This is a genomic window from Streptomyces sp. A18 (assembly GCF_059026065.1).
Genome location: NZ_JBWLKL010000047.1, coordinates 13,721 through 38,678, shown reverse-complemented (window position 1 = coordinate 38,678; position 24,958 = coordinate 13,721). Strand labels below are relative to the sequence as shown.

Annotated in this window: 9 protein-coding genes; 1 reads left to right on the top strand and 8 read right to left on the bottom strand. The window is 70.7% G+C overall.

Annotated elements, in window-relative coordinates; genetic code table 11:
- Nucleotides 1-83: 83 nt before the first annotated feature.
- Entirely contained in the window at nt 84-1,310 is a 1,227-nt protein-coding gene (locus AC5P1C_RS38440) for a cytochrome P450 (protein WP_493870619.1), read from the bottom strand.
- Between the two features lie 392 nt (nt 1,311-1,702).
- On the opposite strand from AC5P1C_RS38440, the gene AC5P1C_RS38435 reads away from it, so the two are divergent.
- The gene (locus AC5P1C_RS38435; RefSeq protein ID WP_493870618.1) at nt 1,703-2,221 is read left to right on the top strand and encodes a GtrA domain-containing protein; all 519 of its coding nucleotides are present in this window, start codon (nt 1,703-1,705) and stop codon (nt 2,219-2,221) included.
- Here AC5P1C_RS38435 and AC5P1C_RS38430 read toward each other — a convergent pair.
- From AC5P1C_RS38430 to AC5P1C_RS38400, 7 genes are all read right to left on the bottom strand, one after another.
- Complete coding sequence (locus tag AC5P1C_RS38430) at nt 2,205-3,167, bottom strand: ATP-binding cassette domain-containing protein (RefSeq protein ID WP_493870617.1); 963 nt, start codon at nt 3,165-3,167, stop codon at nt 2,205-2,207. The two genes, AC5P1C_RS38435 and AC5P1C_RS38430, sit on opposite strands and share 17 nt — an antisense overlap.
- The gene (locus AC5P1C_RS38425; RefSeq protein WP_493870616.1) at nt 3,164-3,910 is read right to left on the bottom strand and encodes a thioesterase II family protein; all 747 of its coding nucleotides are present in this window, start codon (nt 3,908-3,910) and stop codon (nt 3,164-3,166) included. Before AC5P1C_RS38425 ends, AC5P1C_RS38430 begins: the two co-directional genes overlap by 4 nt.
- A 64-nt stretch (nt 3,911-3,974) precedes the next feature.
- On the bottom strand, nt 3,975-7,775 hold the full coding sequence (locus AC5P1C_RS38420; RefSeq protein WP_493870615.1) for a non-ribosomal peptide synthetase: 3,801 nt from the start codon (nt 7,773-7,775) through the stop codon (nt 3,975-3,977).
- A 4-nt stretch (nt 7,776-7,779) separates the two neighbouring features.
- Nucleotides 7,780-15,534 carry an amino acid adenylation domain-containing protein gene (locus AC5P1C_RS38415; protein WP_493870614.1) on the bottom strand — a complete coding sequence of 2,585 codons (7,755 nt, stop codon included), beginning with the start codon at nt 15,532-15,534 and terminating at the stop codon, nt 7,780-7,782.
- Between the two features lie 5 nt (nt 15,535-15,539).
- A complete protein-coding gene (locus tag AC5P1C_RS38410) occupies nt 15,540-23,321 on the bottom strand; it encodes an amino acid adenylation domain-containing protein (protein WP_493870613.1) in 7,782 nt (2,593 codons plus the stop codon).
- A gap of 46 nt (nt 23,322-23,367) precedes the next feature.
- The gene (locus AC5P1C_RS38405) at nt 23,368-24,549 is read right to left on the bottom strand and encodes an NAD(P)/FAD-dependent oxidoreductase (protein WP_493870612.1); all 1,182 of its coding nucleotides are present in this window, start codon (nt 24,547-24,549) and stop codon (nt 23,368-23,370) included.
- A gap of 153 nt (nt 24,550-24,702) precedes the next feature.
- Entirely contained in the window at nt 24,703-24,936 is a 234-nt protein-coding gene (locus AC5P1C_RS38400; protein WP_493870611.1) for an acyl carrier protein, read from the bottom strand.
- Nucleotides 24,937-24,958 lie beyond the last annotated feature (22 nt).

The window sequence follows — 24,958 nt, the reverse complement described above, 5'->3', positions numbered from 1 at the left end:
AGTAGTCGAACATGACAGGGGCGGCGCACCCGGCATTCTGCCGGTGCGCCGCCCCTGTCATGTTCCTGCGGTTCCTACGGTTCCTACGGGGCCGATTCCGTCCAGGTGACCGGCAGTTCGTGGACACCGTAGATGTTCATGTTCGTCTTGAGCTTCACTTCGGCGGCGGGGATCGCCAGTTCCAGGGTGGGGAAACGGCGCAGCAGGCGGGCGAAACCGGCGCGCATCTCGATGCGGGCCAGTTGCTGGCCGAGGCACTGGTGGACGCCGTGGCCGAAGGCCAGTTGGCCGCGGGCCGAGCGGTGGACGTCCAGGGTGCCGGGGTCGTCGAAGCGCCGGGGATCCCGGTTGGCAGCCAGCATGGAGACGATCACGGTCGATCCCTTGCCGATGGTCTCGCCGCCGAGCTCGATGTCCTCCGTGGCGTAGCGGAAGAGGACGTCGACGACGGAGAGATGGCGCAGGAGTTCCTCGACCGCGTCGTTCAACAGCGCGGGGTCCGCGCGCAGTTCGGCCAGCTGCCCGGGGTGCTCCAGGAGCGCGAAGGTGCCGAGGCCCAGCATGTTGGCGGTGGTCTCGTGGCCCGCGATCAGGAGCAGGAACCCGATGCCGGTCAGCTCCTCGATGGTGAGGTCGTCGTGGCGGGCCAGGTCGGAGAGGATGTCTTCGTCGGGGGCGGCGCGCTTGCGCGTGACGAGTTCGGAGAGGTACGTGGTCAGGCCGGTGTACGCGGCGATCTTCTCGTCGAGCGTGATGTCCTTCTCCAGGAACTTGGCAGAGTTGGCCTGGAAGGTCTTCCGGTCCTCGTAGGGGACACCGAGCAGTTCGCAGATCACCAGTGAGGGCACCGGCAGCGCGAATTCCTTCATGAGGTCGACCGGCGGGGTCAGGCGCGCCATCTCGTCCAGCTGCCGCTCGGCGATGTCGTTGATGTGCTCTTCGAGCATCTTCATGCGCTTGACGGTGAAGGCGCCGGTGAGCATGCGGCGCAGCCGGGTGTGGTCCGGCGGGTCCATGCCGATGAACAGGCCCGGCTCCTGCGGGGACGGTTCGGTGACGGCGGGCATGCCGGGCATCTCGTACGGCATGTGGAGCGGGCCGATGTCCTGCCGGGAGCTGAAGCGGGTGTCCGCCATGAGCCTGCGGACCTCGTCATAGCCGGTGACCAGCCAGCCCTCATGCCCGTCGGGGAAGATCATGGGGCTGACGGGGCGTGACTGGCGCAGCTCGGTGATGCGGCGCGGCGGGTCGAAGGGGCCCGCGTCGCGTTCCACGGGGAGGCCGTGCGGTACAGGAACGGTTCGGCTCATCGGTGTCCTCTCGTGGGGGATGATCCGCAGTCGCTTCGCGCAGTCGACCGGCGTTCCACCATGGCACACATCAAGCGCCAGAGCGAGCCACTGTGGCGTCAAGGGTGTGCCGCGATGGAGCCGCAGGACTGGTCGCGGTCAAGGAACCCACAAGTGAGGACGCGTAGGAATTGAGCCAGGCATGCCGCGCCGCGCTGTGGCGCCGATCAACTGCCGCTCGGAGTCGGTGAGCTGTGTATCGACAGCCTCTTTGAGGCCATATCGCCACCGGCGACGCACACAGTGCCACTAATGGCTCGCCATGGCGCCATAGATGTGCCATGATGACACCACTGCCGAAACGGCCAGTGGATACGAGTCGGACGCGGGTCAGCCATAAAGGGGTGGGAGCGATGGAGACAGCGCGGAGTCAGCAGCAGGCGGCGCCCGGCGCCTTCACCGCGTTCGCCCGTTTCACGCTGTGCGGCGGCGGGGTGGGGGTCGCCTCCAGCTTCGCCGTGGCGGGCCTCGCGTCCTGGATCCCCTGGAGCCTCGCCAACGCAGCGATCACCGTGATCTCCACGCTGCTGGCGACCGAGCTGCACGCACGCTTCACCTTCGGGGCCGGCGGGCGCGCCACCCGGCGCCAGCACGCCCAGTCCGCCGGATCAGCGGCGGCCGCGTACACGGTGACCTGCCTGGCGATGTTCCTCCTCCAGCAGCTGGTGGCCGCGCCCGGCGCGGTCCTGGAGCAGGTCGTCTACCTCTCCGCGTCCGCCCTCGCCGGAGTCGCCCGCTTCGCCGTCCTGCGCCTGGTCGTCTTCGCGCGCACCCACGCGCAGAAGCCGTCCCGGCGACATGCGGTCGCCGGGACGGCTGGGGCAGAACTCACCGGTCGCTTCGAGCCGGTCGAGGTCACGCTCGCTTCGTGAGCGCGGGGAGCCGGGCGGGCTGCCCGCCGGCTTCCCGTTCGGTCAGCGCGCGGAAGGCCTCGTCGAGGTCGGGGGTGTGCACGGAGAACTCCCTGGCGTCGATCGTGTGCGCGTCGAGACGGCCCAGCAGGGCCAGCAGCGACGTCGACCCGCCGTCGCTCGGCACCCGCAGGGTCAGCTCCGCGTCCTGCCGTACGGACCCGTCAAGGACCCGTGCCGCGGCGTCGAGTTCGAGGAGGTCGGCGAAGCGAAACCGGACGTGGGTGCCGGGGATCCGGCGCCTGAGCTCCCCCGGCGTGCCCCGCGCCGCGATGCGGCCACGGTTAAGCACGGCGATCTGGTCGGCGAGCTGTTCGGCTTCCTCCAGGTGCCTGGTGGTCAGGAAGACAGTGGTGCCACCGGCCGCCAGCTCACGGATGATCCCCCGCACGGCGAGCCCGGCGCGCGGGTCGAGGCCCGCGGTCGGCTCCTCCAGGAAGACGACCCGCGGGCCGGCGACCAGCATCATCGCCAGGTCCAGCTTCCGGCGCATACCGCCGGCGTACGTTGCCGCGAGCTTGTCCGCGCTCTCCGCCAGGTCGAACCGTTCCAGGAGCCGCGTCACCACCTGGTCGCCGGAGCGCACCCGCTTCAGCTCCGCCGTCCGGCGCAGGTTCTCGCGGCCCGAGAGCAGCTCGTCCACCGCGGCGAGAGGGCCACTCACGCCGATGGCGGCGCGGACGCGCCGGGTCGCGGTCGCCACGTCGTGCCCGGCGACGCACACGGTGCCGGCGTCGGCCCTCGTCTGCGTCGTCAGGACCTTGACGGTGGTCGCCTTGCCCGCCCCCTCCGGGCCGAGCAGGGAGAAGACCGAACCCGCGGCGACATCGAAGTCGATGCCGTCGAGCACGGCCTTGCTCCTGTACGCCTTGCGCAGCCCGGAAACCGTGATCGCCGGCGTGCTCACACCTCCTCCCCCACCGGGCCACGATCGCGGGCGGACTCCTCCTCGATCACGTCGAGCACCTCGCGGCCGAGATCGACCAGGTACATGTGATCGCCGGGGAACTCCGCATAGCTGAATCCAGCCGTGGTCGCGGCCTGCCACTGCCGGCCCTCTTCCGCGGTGACGAGGCCGTCGCAGTCACCGCGCAGCGAGGTGATCGGCACCGACACCGGTACGTCGGTGCTCGGCACGTAGTTCTCGTGCATCTCGCAGTCCGCCTGCAGCGTGGGCAGGATCAGTTCACGCATCTCCGGGTGGTCGAGGGCCTCGTGCCTGAACCCGGCGAACTCCTCGACCCGGGCAAGGAACTCCTCGTCCGGGAGTCCCGTCGCCCGCCGCTCGCGCTGGGTCCAGGGACCCGGCGAACCGCTGACGACAAGACGCTCGACGTGCACGCCGCGCGCGCTCAGCAGATGCACCAGCTCGTACGCGAGCACCGCGCCCAGGCTGTGCCCGAACAGCACGGTCCGCGCGCCCTCGCCGAGGTCCGCGACGATGTCGTCGATCGAGCCCTTGGCCGCCTCGACCACATTGCGGTACGGCTCCTCCAGGATCCGCCGCTCCCTGCCCGGCAGTTCGACGGAGGTCACCCGCCACCGGCCCGCGGCCAGGTCCCGCCACGGGTGGAAGAACGATGGTCCTGCTCCCGCGAACGGCACGCACAGCAGCGTGGGCCGTTCCCCGCTCTCCGCGGGCTCTGTCATCCCGACCAACCCCAATCATCCAGTCGATGGCTCGTTGAACCGGCTGCGGCAGACCGACGCCCGGTCATTCCGCCAGCTTGCGGTTGATGACCTCGAAGGCCTCGGCCACGGGTCCGGGCATGTTCATCTCGTGGTGCGTGGCGCGCACGTCGTGCACCTCGATCTCACCGAGGACGTAGGGCCGCCACAGGTGGTCGTACAGCTCGTCCTTGAGTGTCGCGCTGAAGAACACCACGTCGCCGCGGTAGACGGGCGACTCGAAATTCATCATGAGGTTCGAGTTGTTGGCCAGGACCTTCGCCATGTCGTCGATGAAGTCCTGCTGGTTGTCGGTGCCGATGTACTGGCCGAAGAAGACCTCGAGCTCCTCGCGGTAGTCCGCGAGGGACTTGTTGGCATGCAGCTCGGTCCAGCCCATGCCGCCCGGCTGGGAGTCCAGGATGGCCACGAGCTTGATCTCGTGCCCGCGCCGGTCGAGCCCCTCCGCGACGGCCTGCACGACGGTGCCGCCGTAGGACCAGCCGATGAGGTAGAAGGGCCCCTCTGGCTGGATCTTCAGCATCTCCTCGATGTAGTCGTCGACCATCTCCTCGACGGAGGCCACCAGGTTGTCCGAGCCGTCGGAGCCGCGGGACTGCAGGGCGTAGGCCTTACGGTCCTGCACGAACGGCACGAAGCTGAAGTACGCCCAGCCGAGGCCGCCGCCGCCGTGGAAGAACCACACGGGCTCCTTGCCGGTGCCGGGGTCGTTGTTCAGCGGAAGGACGACGCCGAGCGGGTCGGGGCTGTCCACGGGGATGGCGCCGATCTTCATCAGCGAGGCCAGCTCGGCCACCGTGGGGAACTTGATGATCGTACGCAGCGGCAGGTTGATCTCGAGCTCTTTGCGGATACGGACGCTGAGCCGGGTGGCGAGGAGCGAGTGCCCGCCGAGCGCGAAGAAGTCGTCGTGGATGCCGACGTTCTCCCGGCCGAGCAGCTCGCTGAAGAGGGCACACAGCTTCTCTTCGTGGGAGTCGCGCGGCGCCTGGCCGACCACGATGTTCGTGTCCTCGGACGGCAGTGCCGCCCGGTCGAGCTTGCCGTTCGGGGTCAGCGGGATCTCCGTGAGCGGGATCAGCTCGGAGGGGACCATGTACTCCGGGAGGCGCCCGCGCAGGTGCTCGGTCAGCTCGTCGAGCAGCGACGCGGTCTCCGGTCCGGCGTCGGGCGCGGGCACCACATAGCCCACGATGCGCTTGTCGCCGTCCTTGTTCTCGCGGACGAGGACCGTCGCCTGGGCCACGCCCGGGTGTCCGGCGAGGACGTGCTCGATCTCGCCGAGCTCGATGCGGAACCCGCGGATCTTGACCTGGAAGTCGGTGCGCGCGACGTACTCCAGCAGGCCGTTCCTGTTCCACCGCACCAGGTCGCCGGTGCGGTACATCCGCGCTCCCGCGGGCCCGAACGGGCTGGCCACGAACCGCTCGGCGGTCAGGTCCAACTGGCCCTGGTAGCCGCGGGCCATCCCGGCACCGCCGATGTACAGCTCGCCCTCCACGCCGCGCGGGACCGGCCGCAGCCGTGCGTCGAGGACGTACACCTGCGTGTTGCCGACCGGCGTCCCGATCGCCACGCCGCCGCCGGCCTTGACGGGTGCCATGGTCGACCATGTCGTCGTCTCGGTCGGGCCGTACCAGTTGCCCACCTCGGCGGCCTGCTCGGCCAGCGTCTCGGCGAGGCGGGCCGGCACGGGCTCGGCGCCGGTCATGATGCGCAGCCCCCTGGCGGCTTCCGGCTCGTGCGTGAGGAGCATCTGCCAGAAGGCGGGCGTGGCCTGCACCGCGGTGATCTCGTGGCGGTGGATGAACTCGACCGCGGCGGACGGGTCGGTGACGGTGTCCTTGGTCGCCATGACCATGGTCGCCCCGGAGATGAACGGCAGGTACAGCTCGGTGTTGGCCATGTCGAAGGACACCGTCGTGCTGAACAGCATCCGGTCCGCGGGCGCCAGCGGGAAGCGCCGCTGGGTGGCGGCCAGGAAGTTGGCCACCGCGCCGCGCGGGATCGTCACGCCCTTGGGGATGCCCGTGGAGCCCGACGTGTAGATCACATACTGGGTGTTGTCCGGACGGACGGTCACCTCCGGCGCCGTGTCCGGGTACGCGGAGGTGACCGCGCCGGCCAGCGTCTCGGCGTCCAGGACCAGCGTCGGCCTGGCCTGCTTGAGGACGTAGTCGATGCGGGACTGCGGGTGGGACGGGTCGACGGGCACATACGCCCCGCCGGACTTCAGCACCGCGAGGAGCGCCACCAGCAGGTTCACGGTCCGCGGCAGGCAGACGGCGACGAGGGACTCGGCCCGTACGCCGTTGTCGACCAGCCAGTGCGCCAGCCGGTTGGAGCGTGCGTCGAGCTCCCGGTAGGTGAGCGACTCCTCGTCGCTGACGATGGCGAGCGCGTCCGGCGTGGCCTGCACCTGCTTGCGCACCGCCTCCACGAGGCCCTGTTGGAGGGTTTCCTCGGCGGTGTCGTTCACCTCCGCCAGGAGCCGCTCGCGCTCCTCGGCGCTGAGCACGTCGACGTCCCCGACGCACAAGGACGGGTCGGCGGCGAGCTGCTCCAGGACGCGTGCGAAGCGGTCGGCCATGGCCTCGACCGTGTCCCGGTCGAAGAGCTGGGTGCCGTACTGGATGTCTCCGTACAGCGAACCGGAGTCGTCCATGGTCATGCTGAAGAACAGGTCGACCATCGTCTTGGTCGTGAGGGCCTGCTGGAACTCGACCTCGAGGCCGGGGAATTCGAGGACCGGCTTCTCGAAGTTCTGCCAGCCGCACATCACCTGGAACAGCGGACGGTAGGCCGCGGAACGGTCGGGGTTGAGCTCCTCGACCAGTACGTCGAACGGCACCTCCTGGTGCTCGTAGGACGCAAGCGCCTTGTTGCGGACCTGGGTGAGCACATCGGCGAACGACGGGTCGCCGGAGAGGTCGACGCGCAGCACCAGGTTGTTGACGAAGCAGCCGATGAGGTCGTTGAGGGCCTCGTCGGTCCGTCCCGCGATCGGGCTGCCGACCGGCACGTCGTCCCCGCCGCCGAGCTTGGAGAGCAGCACCGCGAGCGCGGCCTGGACGACCATCGCCATGGACATCCCGCGCTCGGCGGCCAGCTTCTCCAGACCGGCCCCCACCTCCGGCTTCACGACGAAGCCCACATTGTCGCCGGACGTGGTCACCTCCGCGGACCGCGGCCGGTCGAGCGGCAGGCTCAGCGGCTGCGGCACGCCCGCCAGTTCCTCGCGCCAGTAGTTGAGCTGGGCCGCCGCGAGGCTGTCGCGGTCGGCGACGTCGCCGAGCACCTCGCGCTGCCAGAGCGTGAAGTCCTTGTACTGCACGGGCAGCGGCTCCCACTGGGGCGCACCGCCCTGCCGGCGGGCGGAGTAGGCCGCGGCCAGGTCCCTGGCCAGGGGCGCGCTCGAGCTGCCGTCCGTGGCGATGTGGTGCACGACCACGACCAGGACGTGCTCCTGCTCGGAGGTACGGATCAGGGTCGCCCGGAAGGGGTTCTCGGCCGCCAGGTCGAAGCCATGCGCGACGACCTCGTCTATCGCCGCGGACACGCCGTCGGGCGCTACCTCGACCACCGGCAGCTCGGTCCGCGCCTGCTCCACCGGCAGGATCTGCTGGTGAGGCTCACCCTCGTCGTTCGTCACGTACGTGGTGCGCAGGATCTCGTGCCGCTCGATCACGTCGCGGATCGCCGCGGCGAGGGCCGGCTGGTCCAGCGGACCGGTCAGCCGCAGCGCCGCCGACATGTTCCAGGTCTCCCCACCCTCCAGTTGGTGCAGAAACCAGTAACGGCGTTGTGCGAATGACAGCGGAATCATTGCTTCACTCCTCTACGAACATCTTGCGCAAACGGGGGCGACTTGGAGCAGCCGGTTCCTGCGACCAGGGCGCCAGCTCGGCCACCGTCGGCAGGTCGAAGATCTTGCGGATGGGGATCTCTATCGCCATCTCGGCGCGGACCCGGCTGATCAGCCGGGTGGCGAGCAGGGAATGTCCGCCGAGCTCGAAGAAGCTGTCGTCGATGCCGACCCGGTCCAGGCCGAGCACCTCGGCGAACAGCTTGACCAGCGCCTCCTCGCGGGCGGTGCGCGGCGCGCGGTAGGGGGCGCCCTGGAACTCCGGCTCGGGCAGCGCGGCCCGGTCCAGCTTGCCGTTGGGCATCAGCGGCAGCCGGTCGATGAGCACGAAGGCGGACGGCAGCATGAACTCGGGCAACCGCTCGCCGGTGTGTCTGCGGACCTCCTCGGAGGTGGTCTCGCCCGAGGGCACCACGTAGGCGATGAGGTGCTTGCCCGCGCCCGCTCCCTGCCGGGCCATGACGACGGCCTGGGCGACCTCGGGGTGCGCGGTGATGGCGGCCTCGACCTCGCCGGGCTCGATCCGGAAGCCGCGCACCTTGACCTGCGCGTCCCCGCGTCCCACGTACTCCAGGCAGCCGTCGGCGTTCCAGCGGGCCAGGTCGCCGGTGCGGTACATCCGCGTGCCGGACGGCCCGAACGGGTCGGCGACGAAGCGCTCGGCGGTCAGTTCGGGGCGGCCCTGGTAGCCGCGGCCCAGGTTTCCGCCGACGTACAGCTCCCCGATCGTGCCCTGCGGCACGGGGACGAGGCCGGGGCCGAGCACATAGGTGCGCATGTTGCCGAGCGGAGTGCCGACGGGCGCGTTGCCCGCCTGGTCCCGGGTGTGGGCGGTGACGGTGTGGGTGGTGGCGTAGAAGGACTCGCTCTGCCCGTAGGCGTTGACGACCCGTACGCCGGGGAAGGCCTTCTGCACCTTGTCGACGAGCGACGAATGCAGGGCCTCGCCCGCGAAGACGACCGTCTCGACCTTGGCGCGCTTGGAGATGTCGTCGACGATCTCGGCGAAGGCGGAGGGCACGGTGGAGATGACGCTGCCGCTCCAGCTCTCCCGCTCGCCGAGGACCAGCACGTCACGGACGAGTTCGACGATGCCGCCGGTGGAGAGGGCGGTGAAGATCTCGAACACCGACACGTCGAAGTTGACCGATGTGCCGGCCAGGAGCCGCTTGCCCGGTTCCATGCCCACCCGGGAGGCGAGCCGCAGCAGGCCGTTGACGACGTTCGCGTGGGTGATGGCGACGCCCTTGGGCTTGCCCGTGGACCCGGAGGTGTACATCACGTACGCCAACTGTTCGTGATGCACCGGGAGTTCGAGTCCCGGCTCGTCGCCCCCGGACAGGTCGAGCGTGTCGAGGAAGAGATCCGGGGCGTCGTGCCGCGGCAGCACCTCGACCGTCTCGGAGTCCGTCAGGACCAGGTGCGGCCTTGCCTCCCCGAAGATGGCCTCCAGGCGGTGGCTGGGGTACTTGGGGTCGACCGGCAGATAGGCGCCGCCCGCCTTGAGGACCGCGAGCAGCGCGACCACCAGGTCCGCGGAGCGCGGCAGCGAGAGCGCCACCACCGACTCGCGGCCCACGCCACGTCCGGCGAGGTCGCGCGCCAGACGGTCGGCCCGCGCGTTCACCTCGCGGTACGTCAGGGACGTGCCGTCGGCGATCACGGCGACCTCGTCCGGGGTCCGCGCCACCTGCGCCTCGACGAGGCCGTTGACGGTGATCTCCGGTGTGGGGGCGGCCGTGTCGTTGAACTGGGTGAGCAGGAGGTCGTGCTCGGCCGGCTCCAGGATGTCGACGCGGGCGGCCGGCAGCTCGGGGGCGGCCGCCAACTGCCGCAGGACGCGCAGGAAGCGGGCCGCGAACACCTCCACGGTGTTCCGGTCGAAGATGCCGGGCGCGTACTGGAAGGTGAGCTGGAGGTGCGGGTCGACCGCCGCCATCAGGGCCAGCGGGTAGTTGGTGGCCGTGGAGGGACGCAGGCCGGTGAAGGCGATGCCGTCCGCGGCGTCGGCGGCGGCGTCGAGGCCTTCCCGGTCGATCGGGTAGGACTCGAAGACGACCAGCGTGTCGAAGAGGGCCTGCAGACCGACGGTCTGCTGGATCTCCGTGAGTCCGAAGTAGTGGTGCTCGAGCAGGGTGGCCTGCCGGTCCTGCAGCCGGCCGAGGACTTCGCCCAGGGTGTCGCCGGGCGCGTGCTCGACGCGTACGGGAAGGGTGTTGATGAAAAGGCCGACCATCGAATCGACGTCCGTCATCGTGGGCGGCCGCCCGGACACGGTGGCGCCGAACACGACGTCCCTGCGCCCGGTGAGCTGGCTGAGCAGCATCCCCCAGGCACCCTGGACCAGGGTGTTGACGGTGACGCCCAACTCGGCGGCGCGCCGCACCAGTTGGTCGGCCTCGTCGACCGGGAGCGGGATGTCGACCTGGTCGACGCCCTCCTCGTCCGCGCGCTCGGTGGCGGGAGCGAGCAGGGTCGGTTCCTCGACCCCTTCGAGCTCGGCGGCCCACACGCGTGCGGACTCCGCCGCGTCCTGTCCTGCACGCCAGGCCAGGAAGTCGCCGTAGCCGCGCGTGCCGGGCAGAGCGGCCTGGTCTCCGTGGGAGGCGTAGAGAAGCAGCAGGTCGCGCATCAGCAGGGGGATGGACCAGCCGTCGAGCAGCACGTGATGGAGAGTCATCACGAGTTCGGCCCGGCCGGGCTCGGTGTCCACAAGTGCGAGGCGCATCAGCGGCGGGGCGCCCAGGTCGAAGTGGGCGTTCTGGTCCTCGGTGAGGAACCGCTCGAACGTCTCGGTCCGCTCCGCCTCGCCGACCGTGGTCAGGTCGATGTGCCGCCAGGGCAGGGTGAGACCTTCGGCCGTCACCACCTGTACGTCGTCGCCGTCGGCCCGGTCGGCGAACGCGGCACGGAGGTTGGGGTGGCGCACGAGCAGCGCCTGGCCGGCCCGGCGCATCCGCTCGGGGTCGGCCGTCCCGGAGAGATGGAACACCAACTGCATGTGGTACGGGTCGAACGGCGTCTGGGCGAGCTTGGTGTGGAACAGCATCCCGGACTGCACCGGTGTCGTCGGCCAGATCCCGGCCAGCTTGCCGAACCGCTCCTCCCAGGCGTCGATCTCCTCTTGGCCCACCGCGACCAGGGGCGCGTCGCTGGGGGTCAGACCGCCGGCCTCGGGGGTCGCGGCGTGCGCGGCAAGGGCGGTCAGCGCCTTGACCCACAGCCCGGCCAGTTCGGTCACCTCCTCGCGGGAGAGCACGCCGGTGGGAAAGCCGAACCAGGCGGTCAGCTCGTCGCCGCCGGGGGTGGCGGTGGCCACCGCGTTGATCTCCAGGGCCGAGAGGACCGGCATGTCGGCGTCCGGTGCCGCGATCAGGTCCCGGCCCGTGGTGTCGGGTGTCCACCCCTGGCCGCGCAGTTCCTCGGGGATGTCCGTCCCGGAGGTCCGGCCGAGGTAGTTGAACCCGATCTGCGGTTCCCGGGCCGTGCTCAGCACGGCGGCGGTGTCGGGGTTGAGGTGGCGCAGCAGGCCGTAGCCGATGCCGTTGTCCGGCACCGCCCGCAGCTGCTCCTTGACGGCCTTGATCGCGCGGCCCGCGGCGGGGCCGCCCGCTAGCGCGTCGGCCACGTCGATGCCCGCCAGGTCCAGGCGGACCGGGAACGTGGAGGTGAACCAGCCGACCGTGCCCGCCAGGTCCGCGCCGGGCGCCACGTGCTCTTCGCGGCCGTGGCTCTCCCTGCGTACCAGCGTCGGGGATGCGGACACGCCGTGCGTCGCGCGCCAGTGCGCGAGGGCGAGGGCGAGCGCGGCGAGAAGTCCGTCGTCGGCACCGCCGCGGAAGACGTCGGGCACGGTGTTCAGGAGGGTCTGCGTGACTGCTGCGGGGACCTGGACCTTCACCGTGTCCACGGTGGCCGCGACATCGCGCGTCCGGTCCAGCTCCCGCGCTCCGAGGACGGGCTCGTCCCCGCCCAGGATCTGCTGCCAGGCGGGCAGTTCCGCCGAACGCTCCGCGGTGAGCGCCTCGTCGGCCAGGGCATGTGCCCAGCGGCGCAGCGAGGTTCCGGTGCCTGCCGGCTGCGGGGCGCGCCCTGCCTTGACACGCTGCCAGGCGGCTGCCAGGTCCGGTACGAGGATGCGCCACGACACTCCGTCGACGACGAGGTGGTGCAGCACGATCAGCAGCCGGTCGACGCCCTCGCCCGCGGCGGAGGTGAACCGCACGAACTGCGCCATGACACCGGCGTCCGGGTCGAGGCGGCCGGCTGCCGCGTCCAGCTCGGCGTGCACATCTGCACTGTCGTGGGGGACTTCCCGCAGCAGCGGCCCGGCGTCGACACTGCCGGGCACCGCGATCCGCAGGCTCTGGTCCGCCCGGTCGAGCCGGGAGCGCAGCACGTCGTGCCGGTCGAGCACGGCCTGCAGCGTGCCGAGCAGTCCCGTCCGGTCGATGCCCTCGGGCAGGACGAGCAGCTGGGACATCGAGAACCGGCCGATGCCGCCGCCCAGGGCGAGGACGTGGGCCGCCATCGGGGGCAGCGGGACCCGGCCGACGCCGCCGCCGGGCAGCTCGGCCAGGGTCACGCCCTGTTCTTCTTGTCTGCCTTCGATCAGTTCCGCGAGACGGGCGACCGTGCGGTGCTCGAAGATCTCCCGGACAGTGACCGCCGTGCCGCGGGCCTTGGCGCGGGCCGAGACCTGGATCGAGCGGATGCTGTCGCCGCCGCTGGCGAAGAAGTCGTCGTCGATGCCGACCTGTGCCAGACCGAGCACTTCGGCGAACAGCGCGCAGAGGGTCTCCTCGCGCTGGTTGCGCGGCTCCCTGCCGGTCGAGGCCTGCGTGTAGTCCGGTACGGGCAGGGCCCGCCGGTTCAGTTTCCCGTTCGGGGTCAGCGGGATCTCCGCGAGCGGCACCAGCGCCGAGGGCACCATGTACTCCGGGAGACGCCCGCGCACGTACTCGGGCAGCTCGGCGAGCAGGGCGCTGACCGCGTCAGTGTCGGTCTCCGAGGTCTCCGAGGTCTCCGAGGTCTCCGAGGTCTCCGAGGTCTCCGAGGTCTCCGATTCGAGCACGACATAGCCGACGAGGCGCTTGTCGCCCTCCTTGTCCTCGCGGACCACGACGACGGCCTGCGCGACCCCGGGGTGTCCTGCGAGGACGTGCTCGATCTCGCCCAGCTCGATCCGGAAGCCGCGGACCTTGACCTGGAAGTCGGTCCGCCCGACGTATTCGAGGCGCCCGTCCTTGCTCCACCGCACGAGGTCGCCGGTGCGGTACATACGCGCTCCGGAGGGCCCGAACGGGCAGGCCACGAACCGCTCCGAGGTCAGTGCGGGACGCCCGAAGTAGCCGCGGGCAAGACCGTCGCCCGCGATGTACAACTCGCCCTGGACACCGCGCGGAACCGGCCCGAGGGCCGCGTCGAGCACGTACACCTGCGTGTTGCCGATCGGCGAGCCGATCGCCACCCCGGCCCCGGTCTCGACGCGTGCCATGGTCGACCAGATCGTCGTCTCGGTGGGGCCGTACACGTTGAGTACGTCGGCGGCATCGGCGGCCAGCGTCTCGGCGAGCCGGGCCGGCAGGGCCTCACCGCCGACCAGGACCCGCAGGCCCCGGGCGGCGTTCGGCTCGTGCATCACCAGCATCTGCCAGAACGCGGGGGTCGCCTGTACGACGCTGACCTCGTGGCTGCGCACCGTCGCCATGACGGCGGACGGGTCGGAGACGGTGTCCTTGCCCGCGAGCACCACCGCCGCTCCGGTGATCAGCGGCAGGTACAGCTCCAGTGCCGCGATGTCGAAGGACACGGTGGTCACCGCCAGCCACCGGTCGGCGGGTGAGAGGGGAACCCGCCGGCCCATCGTGGCAAGGAAGTTGGCCAGGGCGCCGCGGGAGATCGCCACGCCCTTCGGGTTGCCCGTCGAGCCCGAGGTGTAGATGACGTACGCGGTGTTCTCCGGCGAGACCCGCGGATCCGGCGCCGAATCCGGGTACCCGGTGGTGTCCGCGCCGGCCAGTGTCCCGGCGTCGAGGACGAGCGCCGGGCGGGAGTCGTCGAGGATGTAGTCGATGCGGGAACCGGGGTGGTCGGGGTCGATGGGTATGTAGGCCGCACCGGCCTTGAACACCGCGAGGAGCGCCACGACGAGGTCCGCGGACCGGGGCAGCCGGACGGCCACCAGGGACTCCGGCCGCACCCCGCGGTCGATCAGCCAGTGCGCGAGCCGGTTGGCCCGCGTGTCCAGCTCCGCGTAGGTGTACGACGTCTCATCGGCGATGACGGCGGGCGCGTTCGGTGTCGTCCGCGCCTGCCGGGCCACGAGCTCCACGAGGCCCTGCTCCAGGGTCGGCTCGACCGTGTCGTTCACCGTGCCCAGGAGCCACTTCTGCTCGTCCCGGCCCAGTACGTCCAGGTCCGCCAGGCGCGCGCCGGGATCGGCGACCGCCTGCTCCAGGATGCGGACGAACCGGTCGACGATGTCGGCGGCCGTGTCGTGATCGAACAGTTCCGCCGCGTACTCGAGCCGTCCGTGGGCGCGCCCGGAGGCGTCCGGGACGATGTTGAAGTACAGGTCGAACTTCGCGGTGTCGGTGCCCGCCTCCACGAGGGAGACCTTCAGGCCCGGCAGCTCGATCTGCGGCCACACGAACTGCCAGGCCAACATCGTCTGGAACAGCGGCTGGTAGGCGGTGGAGCGCTCCAGGTCGAGCAGCTCCACCAGCCACTCGAAGGGCACTTCCTGGTTGTCGTACGCGGCGAGGGACTTGTCCCGCACCTGCTCCAGAAGTTCGCCGAAGGTCGGGTTGTGCGACAGGTCGGTGCGCAGCACCCAGGTGTTGATGAAGGTGCCGATCAGGTCGCCGAGCGCCTCGTCCATGCGGCCCTCGATGGGGCTGCCGATCGTGACGTCGTCGCCGGCACCCAGCTTCTGCTGCAGCACCGCGAGGGCGGCCTGGGCGACCATCGGCGCCGTGGCACCGCTGTTCGCGGCCAGCTTGCCCAGGCCCGCGACCAGCTCGGGCTCCAGCTCGAAGGAGACGTGGCCGCCGCGGTGGCTCGCCGTCGTCGGGCGCGGCCGGTCGATCGGCAGCTGCACCGGCTGCGGCACCCCGGCCAGTTCCTCGCGCCAGTAGTCCAGTTGCCCCGCGGCGATGCTGTCCGGGTCGTCCTCGTCGCCGAGCAGCTGCTGCTGCCACAGCGTGTAGTCCTTGTACTGCACCGGCAGCGGGGACCACTCCGGCGCGCCCCCCTGGTGGCGGGCCGCGTACGCGGAGGACAGGTCCCGCAGGAAGGGGCCCATCGACGCGCCGTCCGCGGCGATGTGGTGGAACACGAACATCAGCACGTGCTCCTGCGGGGCGACCCGGTAGACGGTCGCCCGCAGGGGGAGGTCCGTGTCCAGGTGGAAGCCTTCGCGCGCGGCCTCGTGCATCGCGGCGTCCAGGTCGTCCGCGGCCCGGTCGACCACCCGCAGCGGCAGTGCGGCTTCCTGCGGGGACAGGATCCGCTGCGCCGGCGTGCCGTCCGCGTCCTCCACGATCAAGGTGCGCAGACTCTCGTGCCGGGTGACGACATCGGTCACCGCCGCGGAGAGGGCCGCGGTGTCCAGCGGCCCCTCCAGGCGAAGCACGAACGGGATGTTGTAGGTCGCGGACGGGCCTTCCAGGCGATGGAGGAACCACAACCGGCGCTGGGCAAAGGACAACGGAATCATCGTCGCTACTCCTGCACGTTCATCTGTCGCAGCTGGGGGCGCTTGGACTTGCCCGACTTCTTGATCCGGGCCGCCAGGTCGGCGACGGTCGGACTGCGGAACACCGTCGTGACTTTCACGTCGACGTTGAGCTCGCTGCGGATCCGGCCGGTGAGCCGGGTGGCGAGCAGCGAATGCCCACCGTGGTCGAAGAAGTCGACGTCGATGCCGACCTCCTCCACACCGAGCAGCTCGGCGAAGAGCCGGCAGAGGACTTCCTCGGTGTGATTGCGCGGCCCGCGGCCTGTCGCGGCCTCGGTGTGGTCGGGTGCCGGCAGGGCCCTGCGGTCGAGCTTTCCGCTCGGTGACAGGGGCAGCTCGGCCAGCGGCACGATCGCCGAGGGGACCATGTACTCCGGCAGCCGCTCCTTGGCCAGTTCCGTCAGGGCGGAGAGGTCGAGGGCGGCCGGCTGCTTGCCGTTGCCCGCGACCACGTAGCCGACCAGGCGCTGGTCTCCGGCGCGCTCCTCGCGGACCACGACCACCGCGCTGTCGACGTCCGGGTGCGCGGTCAGCGCCGATTCGATCTCGCCGAGTTCGATGCGGAAGCCGCGGACCTTGACCTGGAAGTCGGTGCGGCCGATGTACTCGACCTGGCCGTCCTTGTTCCACCGCACCAGGTCGCCGGTGCGGTACATCCGGGTGCCGGGTGCGCCGTAGGGGCAGGCGACGAAGCGGTTCGCGGTCAGGCCCGTCTGCCCGAGGTAGCCCCTGGCGAGTCCGGCGCCGGCCAGGTACAGCTCGCCGGCGACGCCGGGTGCGACCGGGCGCAGGGCCGCGTCCAGGACGTACACCTGCGTGTTCCAGACGGGGGCGCCGATCGGCACCCGGTCCGCGCCGGGCACGTGCTGCCAGGCGGTGACCTCGACCGATGCCTCGGTGGGCCCGTAGAGGTTGTGCACCCCGCAGCCCGGCAGGAGTTCGACGGCCTTGTTGGCCAGTGCGGGCGGGAACGCCTCGCCCGCGACCTCGATCCAGCGCAGGCTCGTGCACTCCTTGACGGAGGGCTCGGCGAGGAACACCTCCAGGAGCGACGGCACGAAGTCCGCGCCGGTCACGCCCTCGCGCCGGATGAGTTCGGCGAGGTAGGCCGGATCGCGGCGCCCGTCCGGGCGTGCGATCACGATGGCCGCCCCGACGTGCAGCGCCGCGAACAGCTCCGGGACCGACACGTCGAAGCTCGCCGACGTGCTCAGGAGTATCCGGTCGTCGGCGCCGACGTCGAAGTGCGCGAGGCCCCACTTCAGGCGGTTCATGATCGAACGGTGCGCCACCTGCACGCCCTTGGGTCCGCCGGTGGAGCCCGAGGTGTAGATGGCGTACGCGGCGTTGTCCGGCGTCAGCGTGCGCTCGGGGTTCGTCTCCGGGTATGCGGAGACGTCCGGAAGCGTCCCTTCGAGGACGAGCAGGGGCTTCGCGCTGTCCAGCACGTGCCGTACGCGGTCCTCGGGCAGCTCGGTGTCCACCGGCAGGTAGGCCGCGCCGGCCTTGCCCACCGCGTAGATCGCCACGAGGAGGTCGACGGAGCGCGGGATGCGCACCGCGACCAGCTGCTCGGGGCCCGCGCCCTGCTCGACCAGCCAGTGCGCCAGCTGGTTGGCGCGCCGGTTGAACTCGCGGTACGTGAGCTCCTCCTGATCGCCGATCAGGGCGATCCGGTCGGGGGTGCGCCCGGCCTGTGCCTCGAACGCGCCGGGCAGGGTGTCCGCGGCCACCGGGTGCGCGGTGTCGTTGATCTGCCGCACCAGCCAGTCGTGCTCGTCCTCGGCGAGGACCTGCATGGCGCCCACCGGCGCGGCCGGGTCGGCGAGGACCTGCTCCAGGACCCGGACCAGGCGCGCGGCGATGGCCTCGGCCGAGGCGCGGCTGTAGAGGTCGCGCTGGTAGTCGAGGGAGAGCCGCAGGTAGGGGTCGGAGGAGTTGAGGGTGAGGGGGTAGTGCGAGCCCGCGAAGGGGCGGATGGCGTCGATCGTGAAGCCCGCCGAGGTGTTGGCCTCGACGATGCCCTCGCGGTCGATGGGGTAGTTCTCGAAGACGACGATCGAGTCGAACAGGGCCGGCAGGCCGACGCCGCGCTGGATGTCGGCGAGGCCGTAATAGTGGTGGTCGAGCAGGGAGATCTGCCGGGTCTGCAAGTCGGTGATGACGTCGCCCGCGCTCTGCTCCGGTCGGCAAAGTGCCCTGGTCGGCAGGGTGTTGATGAACAGGCCGACCATCTCGTCCGAACCGGGCAGGTCCGCGGGGCGGCCGTTGACGGCGGCGCCGAAGACCACGTCCTGCTGTCCGGTCAGCTTGGAGAGGAGGATCGCCCAGGCGCCCTGGAGGAGCGTGTTGAGGGTGACCCCGAGCTCCGCGGCGCGGCGGGCGAGTTCACGTCCCTTGTCGATCGACAGGGGCACCTCGACCCGGCCGAGGGAGGTGGCTTCCTCCTCCTGCACCACGGGCTTGTCCGGCGCCACGAGGGTCGGCTGGTCGAAGCCGTCGAGCTCGGCGGCCCAGCGGGCGGCGGTGGCCTTGCGGTCCTGAGCGGAGAGCCAGGAGAGGTAGTCGCCGTAGCTGCGGACGGGCGGCAGGTCGTCGGCCTCGGCGTACAGCTGGATCAGGTCCTTGATGACGACCGGTGACGACCAGCCGTCGAACAGGGTGTGATGCGCCGTGATGATGAGCTTGGCCTGCTCGGGACCGCAGGTGAGCAGCGCGAGGCGGATCAGCGGCGGCCGGGTGGGGTCGAGCCGGTCGGCCCGGTCGTCGGCGAGGGCCTTGTCGAGCGCCGCCTCGTGTCCGGCCTCGTCCTGCCCGGTCAGATCGATGTGCCGCCAGGGGATGGCGACGTGCTCCGCGACGACCTGTACGGGATCGCCGCCGGCGGCGGTGAGGAACGCCGAGCGCAGGTTGGGATACCGGTCCAGGAGCGCCTGTCCTGCCGCCCGCATGCGCGCCGGGTCGACGTGTCCGGACAGATGCAGCACGAACTGCATGTGGTAGACGTCGAAGGAGTCCTCGGCCAGTGCGGCCTGGAACTGGATGCCGGACTGGCCCGGTGCCTGCGGCCACACCTCGACGAGGCGGCCGTAACGCTCCTCCCAGGTCTCGATCTCGTCCTGGCGGACCGTGACCAGCGGGGCGTCGGACGGCGTGAACCCGCCGATGCCGGGGCTCGCGGCGTACGCGGCCATGCCGTGCAGCACCTCGACCCACAGGTCGGCCAGTTCGGAGGTCTCCTCGCGGGAGAGCACCCCGGTGGGGAACATGAAGACGGTCTGCAGCCGGGTGCCGTCGGCGGTGTCCGTGGCCACCGAGTTGACCTCGAGGGCGGACAGCGCGGGCAGGTCCGGGTCGGGCGCCGGGATGAGTTCGGTGGACCAGTCGGCGGCGGGACCCCAGCCATGGGCGCGCAGGTGCTCGGGCACGTCGGCGCCGGAGATCCGGCCCAGGTAGTTGAACCCGATCTGCGGTACCGGGAGTTCGGCGAGCTGCTCGGCGGCCTCCGGGTTGAGGTAGCGCAGCAGGCCGAAGCCCAGGCCCTTGTCGGGGATGGCGCGCAGCTGTTCCTTGACCAGCTTGACCGCCTTGCCGGCCGCGGGGCCGCCGGAGAGCACGTCGGCCAGGCCGCCCGCGGCGCGCACGTCGATCCGCGCCGGGTACATGCTGGTGAACCAGCCGACGGTGCGGGAGAGGTCGGCGCCGGGGACGACCTCCTCCTCGCGGCCGTGGCCCTCCAGGCGGACCAGGATCGAGCGGTCCGCGCCGCGCCAGCGGTTCACCGCGAGGGCGAGGGCGGCGAGCAGCACGTCGGTGCCCGTGCCCTTGAACGCAGCGGGAAGCTTGGTGAGGACCGCTTCGGTGACGTCGGCGGGCAGCTGTACCCGCACGGTGTCCAGGGTGGACATCACGTCGACGGCGGGGTCGAACGCGCGGGTGCCCAGCGGGGGGTTGGCCGCTTCGAGCATGTCGCGCCAGAACGTCAGCTCCGCTTCGCGCTCCGGGGAGAGCGCCTCGTCCTCCAGGGCGGATGCCCAGCGGCGGGCCGATGTGCCGACCGCGGGCAGCTCGGGTGCCTTGCCGGAGCGGATCTGCTGCCAGGCCTCGGCGAAGTCCGACATGAGGATGCGCCAGGTGACGCCGTCCACCACGAGGTGGTGCAGGACCACCAGCAGCCTGCCCGCGCCCGCTTCGGCGGCGAACCAGACGAAGTCGGCCATGGTGCCGGCCGCCGGGTCGAGCCGTCCGACCGCCTCGTCCAGTTCCGCCTTGGCCGCCTGGAGGGCGGACGGATCGTCCCACCGGCCGTCGCAGGACACCTTGCGGATCAGGTCCGCGGCCCGTACGGCGCCCTGCGGGCGTACGTCGAGGGAGAGTTCTTCGCCGCGCACCAGACGGGCGCGGAGCAGGTCGTGGCGGTCGAGCACGGCGTCCAGGGTGGCGGCGAGGCCGTCCGCGTCGATGCCCTCGGGCAGCTCGAGGACGATCGACATGGCGAACCGGTCGGTGCCGCCGCCGTGTTCGAAGACGTGCCGGGCGACCGGCTGGAGCGGCATCGGCCCGACGCCGCCGCCCGCGAGCTCGGCGAGGACGGGCACGCGTTCGCGGCGGGCCGATGCCACCTCGGCGAGGCGGGCCGCCGTGCGGCACTCGAAGATCTCGCGCGTGGTGAGGTCGAGGTTCTTGGCGCGGGTGCGGGCGACGACCTGGATGGAGCGCAGGCTGTCGCCGCCGACCGCGAAGAAGTCGTCGTCGACGCCGATGCGGTCCACGCCGAGCACGTCCGCGTAGGCCGCGGTGATGATCTTCTCGGCCTCGGTGCGCGGCTCGCGGTAGGCCTCGCCCAGGAACTCCGGCTCGGGCAGCGCCGAGCGGTCCAGCTTGCCGGTCGGGCCGAGCGGCAGCCTGCCGAGGGCCACGAAGGCGGAGGGCACCATGTAGTCGGGCAGCCTGGCCGCGACGAACTTGCGCAGTTCGGCGGAGGAGGCGCCGGACTGCACGTCCACGTCGCCGATGCCGCCGGCGCCGTCGTCACCGACGGCTCCTTCGCCGGTGTGCACCACGTACGCGACGAGCCGCCGCCCGCCGGAGGGCACTTCCCGGCTGATGACCACGGCCTCGCTGATGCCGGGGTGCTGGGTGATCGCCGCCTCGACCTCGGCCGTCTCGATGCGGAAGCCGCGCACCTTGACCTGACCGTCGCCGCGGCCGATGCACTCCAACTGGCCGTCGGCGTTCCAGCGGGCGAGGTCTCCGGTGCGGTACATGCGCTCGCCCGCGGGGCCGAAGGGGCTGGCCACGTAGCGCTCGGCGGTCAGGACGGGGCGGTCGTGGTAGCCGCGGCCCAGGCAGGTGCCGACCACGTAGAGCTCGCCGATGACACCCTGCGGGACCGGGGCGAGGCCGGGGCCCAGGACGTAGGCGCGCATGTTGCCCAGCGGGGTGCCGATGGGCGCGACCTCGTTGTCCGCCCACTCGTCGGAGGGGGCGAGGGAGAAGGTGGTGGCGTAGAAGCTCTCGCTCTGGCCGTAGGAGTTGACGATCTGCACGTCGGGCAGGGCCTCGCGGACCTGGCGCACCAGGCGGGCGGGGAGCACGTCGCCGGCGAAGACGACCGTGCGCACGTCGCTCGTCTTGTCCAGGTGGCCCACCAGTTCGCCGAGCACCGAGGGGACCGCGCTGATGACCTGGCCGTCCCAGCTGTCTCGCTCGGCGAGTGCGAGGGCGTTGGGCACCACTTCGGCGATGCCGCCGGTGGTCAGGGTGGTGAGGAGCTCGAAGACCGAGACGTCGAAGTTGACCGAGGTGCCGGCCAGCATGCGCCAGCCGGTCGGCGCGTCCAGGACGCGGACCAGTTCCCGCACGCCGTTGACGACGTTGCGGTGGGTGATCGCCGCGCCCTTGGGCTTGCCCGTGGAGCCGGAGGTGTACATCACGTACGCGAGGTTGTCGGGGCCGGGCCGCACCGTACGGCGCGTGTCGCCCTGCTCCGCCTCTGTGCCGCCCCACTCGGCGCGGTGGTCGAGGTTGATGCTCGCCATGTCGTTCGGCGGCAGCTGCCGCCACGTCGCGGTGTCGGTGACCACGAAACGCGGGCGCGCCTCGGCAAGGACGCTTTCCACCCGGCCGCCAAGGTACTGCGGGTCCATCGGCAGGTAGGCGGCACCGGACTTGAGGATGCCGAGCAGGCCGACGACCAGGTCCTCCGTGCGCGGCAGCGCGAGGACCGCGAGGTCTTCCGGCGAGGCTCCGCGCCGTACCAGCTCACGGGCGACGGCGTCCGCGCGCTCGTCGAGCTCGCGGTAGGTCAGCGTCCGGCCGTCGCACTCGAGCGCGGTGGCGTCCGGCGTCCTGGCCACCTGGGCCTCGAACAGCTCCGGAACCGTCAGCTCGGAGAGCTCGGCGGCGCTGTCGTTGAACCGGGTGAGCAGCAGGTCCCGCTCCGCGTCGTCGAGTACGTCGACGGCGCCGATGGTGCGTCCCGAGTCGGCGGCGAGCCGGCTCAGCACGCGCACGAATCGCTCCGCGAGGGCCTCGACCGTGTCCCTGTCGAACAGGGCGGTGGAGTACTCCAGGCGGACTCCCGCCCCGCCCGAGCCGTCCGGAACCATGTTGAAGAACAGGTCGAACTTGGCCGTCCCGGTCTCCAGCGGCTCGGACTCGACGCCGAGACCGGCGAACTCCAGGTCTCCCAGGGGCTCCTGCCAGGCGAGCATCACCTGGAAGAACGGGTGGTAGGCGGTGGAGCGGTCGGGGTTGAGCAGCTCCACGAGCCGCTCGAAGGGCATGTCCTGGTTGTCGTACGCGGCGAGCGCCCGGTCCCGCACCCGCTGGAGCAGCTGGTCGAAGGTCGGGTTGCCGGAGAGGTCGACGCGCAGCACCCAGGTGTTGACGAAGAAGCCGACGAGGTCGCGCAGCTCTTCGTCGGTGCGGCCCGCGATGGGCGCGCCGATGGGTATGTCGTCGCCGCAGCCGAGGTGGTGCAGGAGCACGGCGAGCGCCGAGTGCATGACCATCGACACCGTGATGTCCTGCTCGGCTGCCAGCTTCTCGACGGCCGTGAGGAGATCGGCGGATACCGGGAACTCGACCAGGTCGCCGGCGGAGCTCATCGTGCGGGGGCGCGCGCGGTCGGCCGGCAGGGCGAGCGGCTGGGCCATGTCGGCCAGTGCCTCGCGCCAGTAGGCCAGTTGGCGGGCGGCCAGGCTCTCGGGGTCGGTCTCGTCGCCGAGCACGTCCTGCTGCCACAGCGTGTAGTCCGCGTACTGCACCGGCAGCGGCTCCCACGCCGGGGCGCTGCCCCGGATGCGGCCGGCGTAGGCGGTGGTGAGGTCGCGCAGCAGCGGTCCGAGGGACTCGCCGTCCAGGGCGATGTGGTGCACGACCAGGACCAGGGTGTGCTCGAGCGGCCCGGTGCATACCAGCGTGGCGCGGATGGGTGCGTCGGCGGCCAGGTCGAAGGTCTCCTTGGCCGCCTCGTCGATCGCCGTCGCCCGCTTGTCCTGCGCGACCTCGACGACCGACAGATGGAACGGCTTGTCCCCTGGTGCGAGCACCTGCTGGTGCGGAACGCCGTCGTCGCCCTCGACGATCACCGTACGCAGGACCTCGTGCCTGTCGATGACGTCGCGGAACGCCGACTCCAGCGCGTCCACGTCCAATTCACCGGTCAGTCGCATGGCGAAGGCGCCGTTGTAGGTCGGCGAAGGGCCTTCGAACCGGTCCACGAACCACAGCCGACGCTGCGCGAACGACAACGGGATCATTGTGTCTCCAAATCGGCGTTACCAGGGAGCAGGTCGTCACTCGGCTCTAATCGAGCAGGGTCAGGAGTTCTTCGTTGTAAAAGTCGTCGATGGAGCACGCCCCGGACAGCGTCGAGAAGTACCGGTCGATGTGCTCCTGGTGGCCGACCAGTTTCCGCAGCATGTCCGTGCGCCCCTCGGGCTTGAGCTCGGCCACGTTGAGCGCGCCCTGGTACTGGCTGAGGGCCTCGTCGCCCAGCTCGTTCTCGTAGCGCCGCAGCGCCGTCTTGAGCGCGGCGTCGTCGTGCAGTTGCTCCCCGATGCGGTCGGTGAGGGACTGGGCCTGGACGAACGCCTCGGTGATGCCGCGGGCGGTGATGGAGTCCTTGTGGTTGACCGCGTCGCCGACCAGGACCCAGCCGGGTCCGTACGCCTTGCGGAAGAAGTTCTCCTGGTGGCCCGTGCCGTACATCTGCTCCTCGCGCTTCCCGCCCTGCATCCGCTCGTAGAGGTCGGGGGCGGTGGTGCGGACGGCGTCGAGGTAGGCGGGCTCCACGCCCTTGCGGACCTCGTTGTAGTCGTCCTGCGGGAAGTAGGTCATGATCAGCTTGAGGTCGTCGTTGGTCGGCACGGCGGCCACCCAGCTGCCGGGACGCTCGTACAGCTCGAAGATGGACGGGACCCCCGACCAGTAGCTGTAGTAGACGCAGGTCGAGCGCGCGTGCTCGATGACCTTCGGCGCACCGACCTTGCGGGCCACCAGCGAGCGCATGCCGTCCGCGCCGACGATCAGCTGGGCCCGTTCCGTCGCCTCGGCACCGCCGGGCGTCGTGTAGCGCACCCCGACGACGCGGTCGTCCTCGACGATCAGGTCGTTGACCGCGCAGCCCTCCTGGAAGTCGACGCCGGCCGCCACGGCACCTTCCGCGAGGATCGGGTCGAGCACGAAGCGCCGCGGCGCGTATGTGGTCGTCAGGCCGTCCATCGGCAGGGAGAAGCCCTCGATGCGGACGCCGGGCCCCTCGTAGCTCTCGACGGTGATCGGCGTGGCCCCCGAGTCACGGACCTTGTCGAGCAGTCCCCAGCGGTTGAGCAGCGCCACGCCCTGCATGTGGATGTAGTGCGAGGACAGCGTGTCCTGCGGAAAGCGCGCCTTCTCCAGGAGCAGGACGCGATAACCCTGCTGCGCGAAAAGCATGGCCGTCGGCGAACCCGCACAACGAGCACCTATGACGATTACGTCGTACATGGCACCTCTCTCTTACCGAGTGGTTTTTTGGATTCCAACGGCCGCAGCCGGGCATAAAAAAGATGCTAGCCGCGCGAACTCGCGGGATAAATACACATGGGGCCCGTGGGTGTCCCGCCGGCGGGACACCCACAGCACCCGAAACACCTGCTGCTAGCGGGTGGTAGCCACACCCAGGGATTCGATGTACTCGGAGATCGACCCCACGGTCGGATTGAGGAACATCTGGTCCATCGGGACCTCGACATCCAACTCCTCGATGAAAGCACCCTGAATCTTGACCATGATCAGGGACTGGCCGCCGAGGGTGAAGAAATCATCGTCGACCGATATGTCATCGCGCTGCAATTCCCGGCACCAAATGGCGCGCACGCTGTCGGCAATCATCACAGTCCTCTCGATTGTCAGC

Coding starts and splice junctions, on each gene's coding strand:
- AC5P1C_RS38440 (WP_493870619.1), bottom strand. CDS start 1,310: ATGAGCCGAACCGTTCCTGTACCGCACGGCCTCCCCGTGGAACGCGAC.
- AC5P1C_RS38435 (WP_493870618.1), top strand. CDS start 1,703: ATGGAGACAGCGCGGAGTCAGCAGCAGGCGGCGCCCGGCGCCTTCACC.
- AC5P1C_RS38425 (WP_493870616.1), bottom strand. CDS start 3,910: ATGACAGAGCCCGCGGAGAGCGGGGAACGGCCCACGCTGCTGTGCGTG.
- AC5P1C_RS38420 (WP_493870615.1), bottom strand. CDS start 7,775: ATGATTCCGCTGTCATTCGCACAACGCCGTTACTGGTTTCTGCACCAA.
- AC5P1C_RS38415 (WP_493870614.1), bottom strand. CDS start 15,534: ATGATTCCGTTGTCCTTTGCCCAGCGCCGGTTGTGGTTCCTCCATCGC.
- AC5P1C_RS38410 (WP_493870613.1), bottom strand. CDS start 23,321: ATGATCCCGTTGTCGTTCGCGCAGCGTCGGCTGTGGTTCGTGGACCGG.
- AC5P1C_RS38405 (WP_493870612.1), bottom strand. CDS start 24,549: ATGTACGACGTAATCGTCATAGGTGCTCGTTGTGCGGGTTCGCCGACG.
- AC5P1C_RS38400 (WP_493870611.1), bottom strand. CDS start 24,936: ATGATTGCCGACAGCGTGCGCGCCATTTGGTGCCGGGAATTGCAGCGC.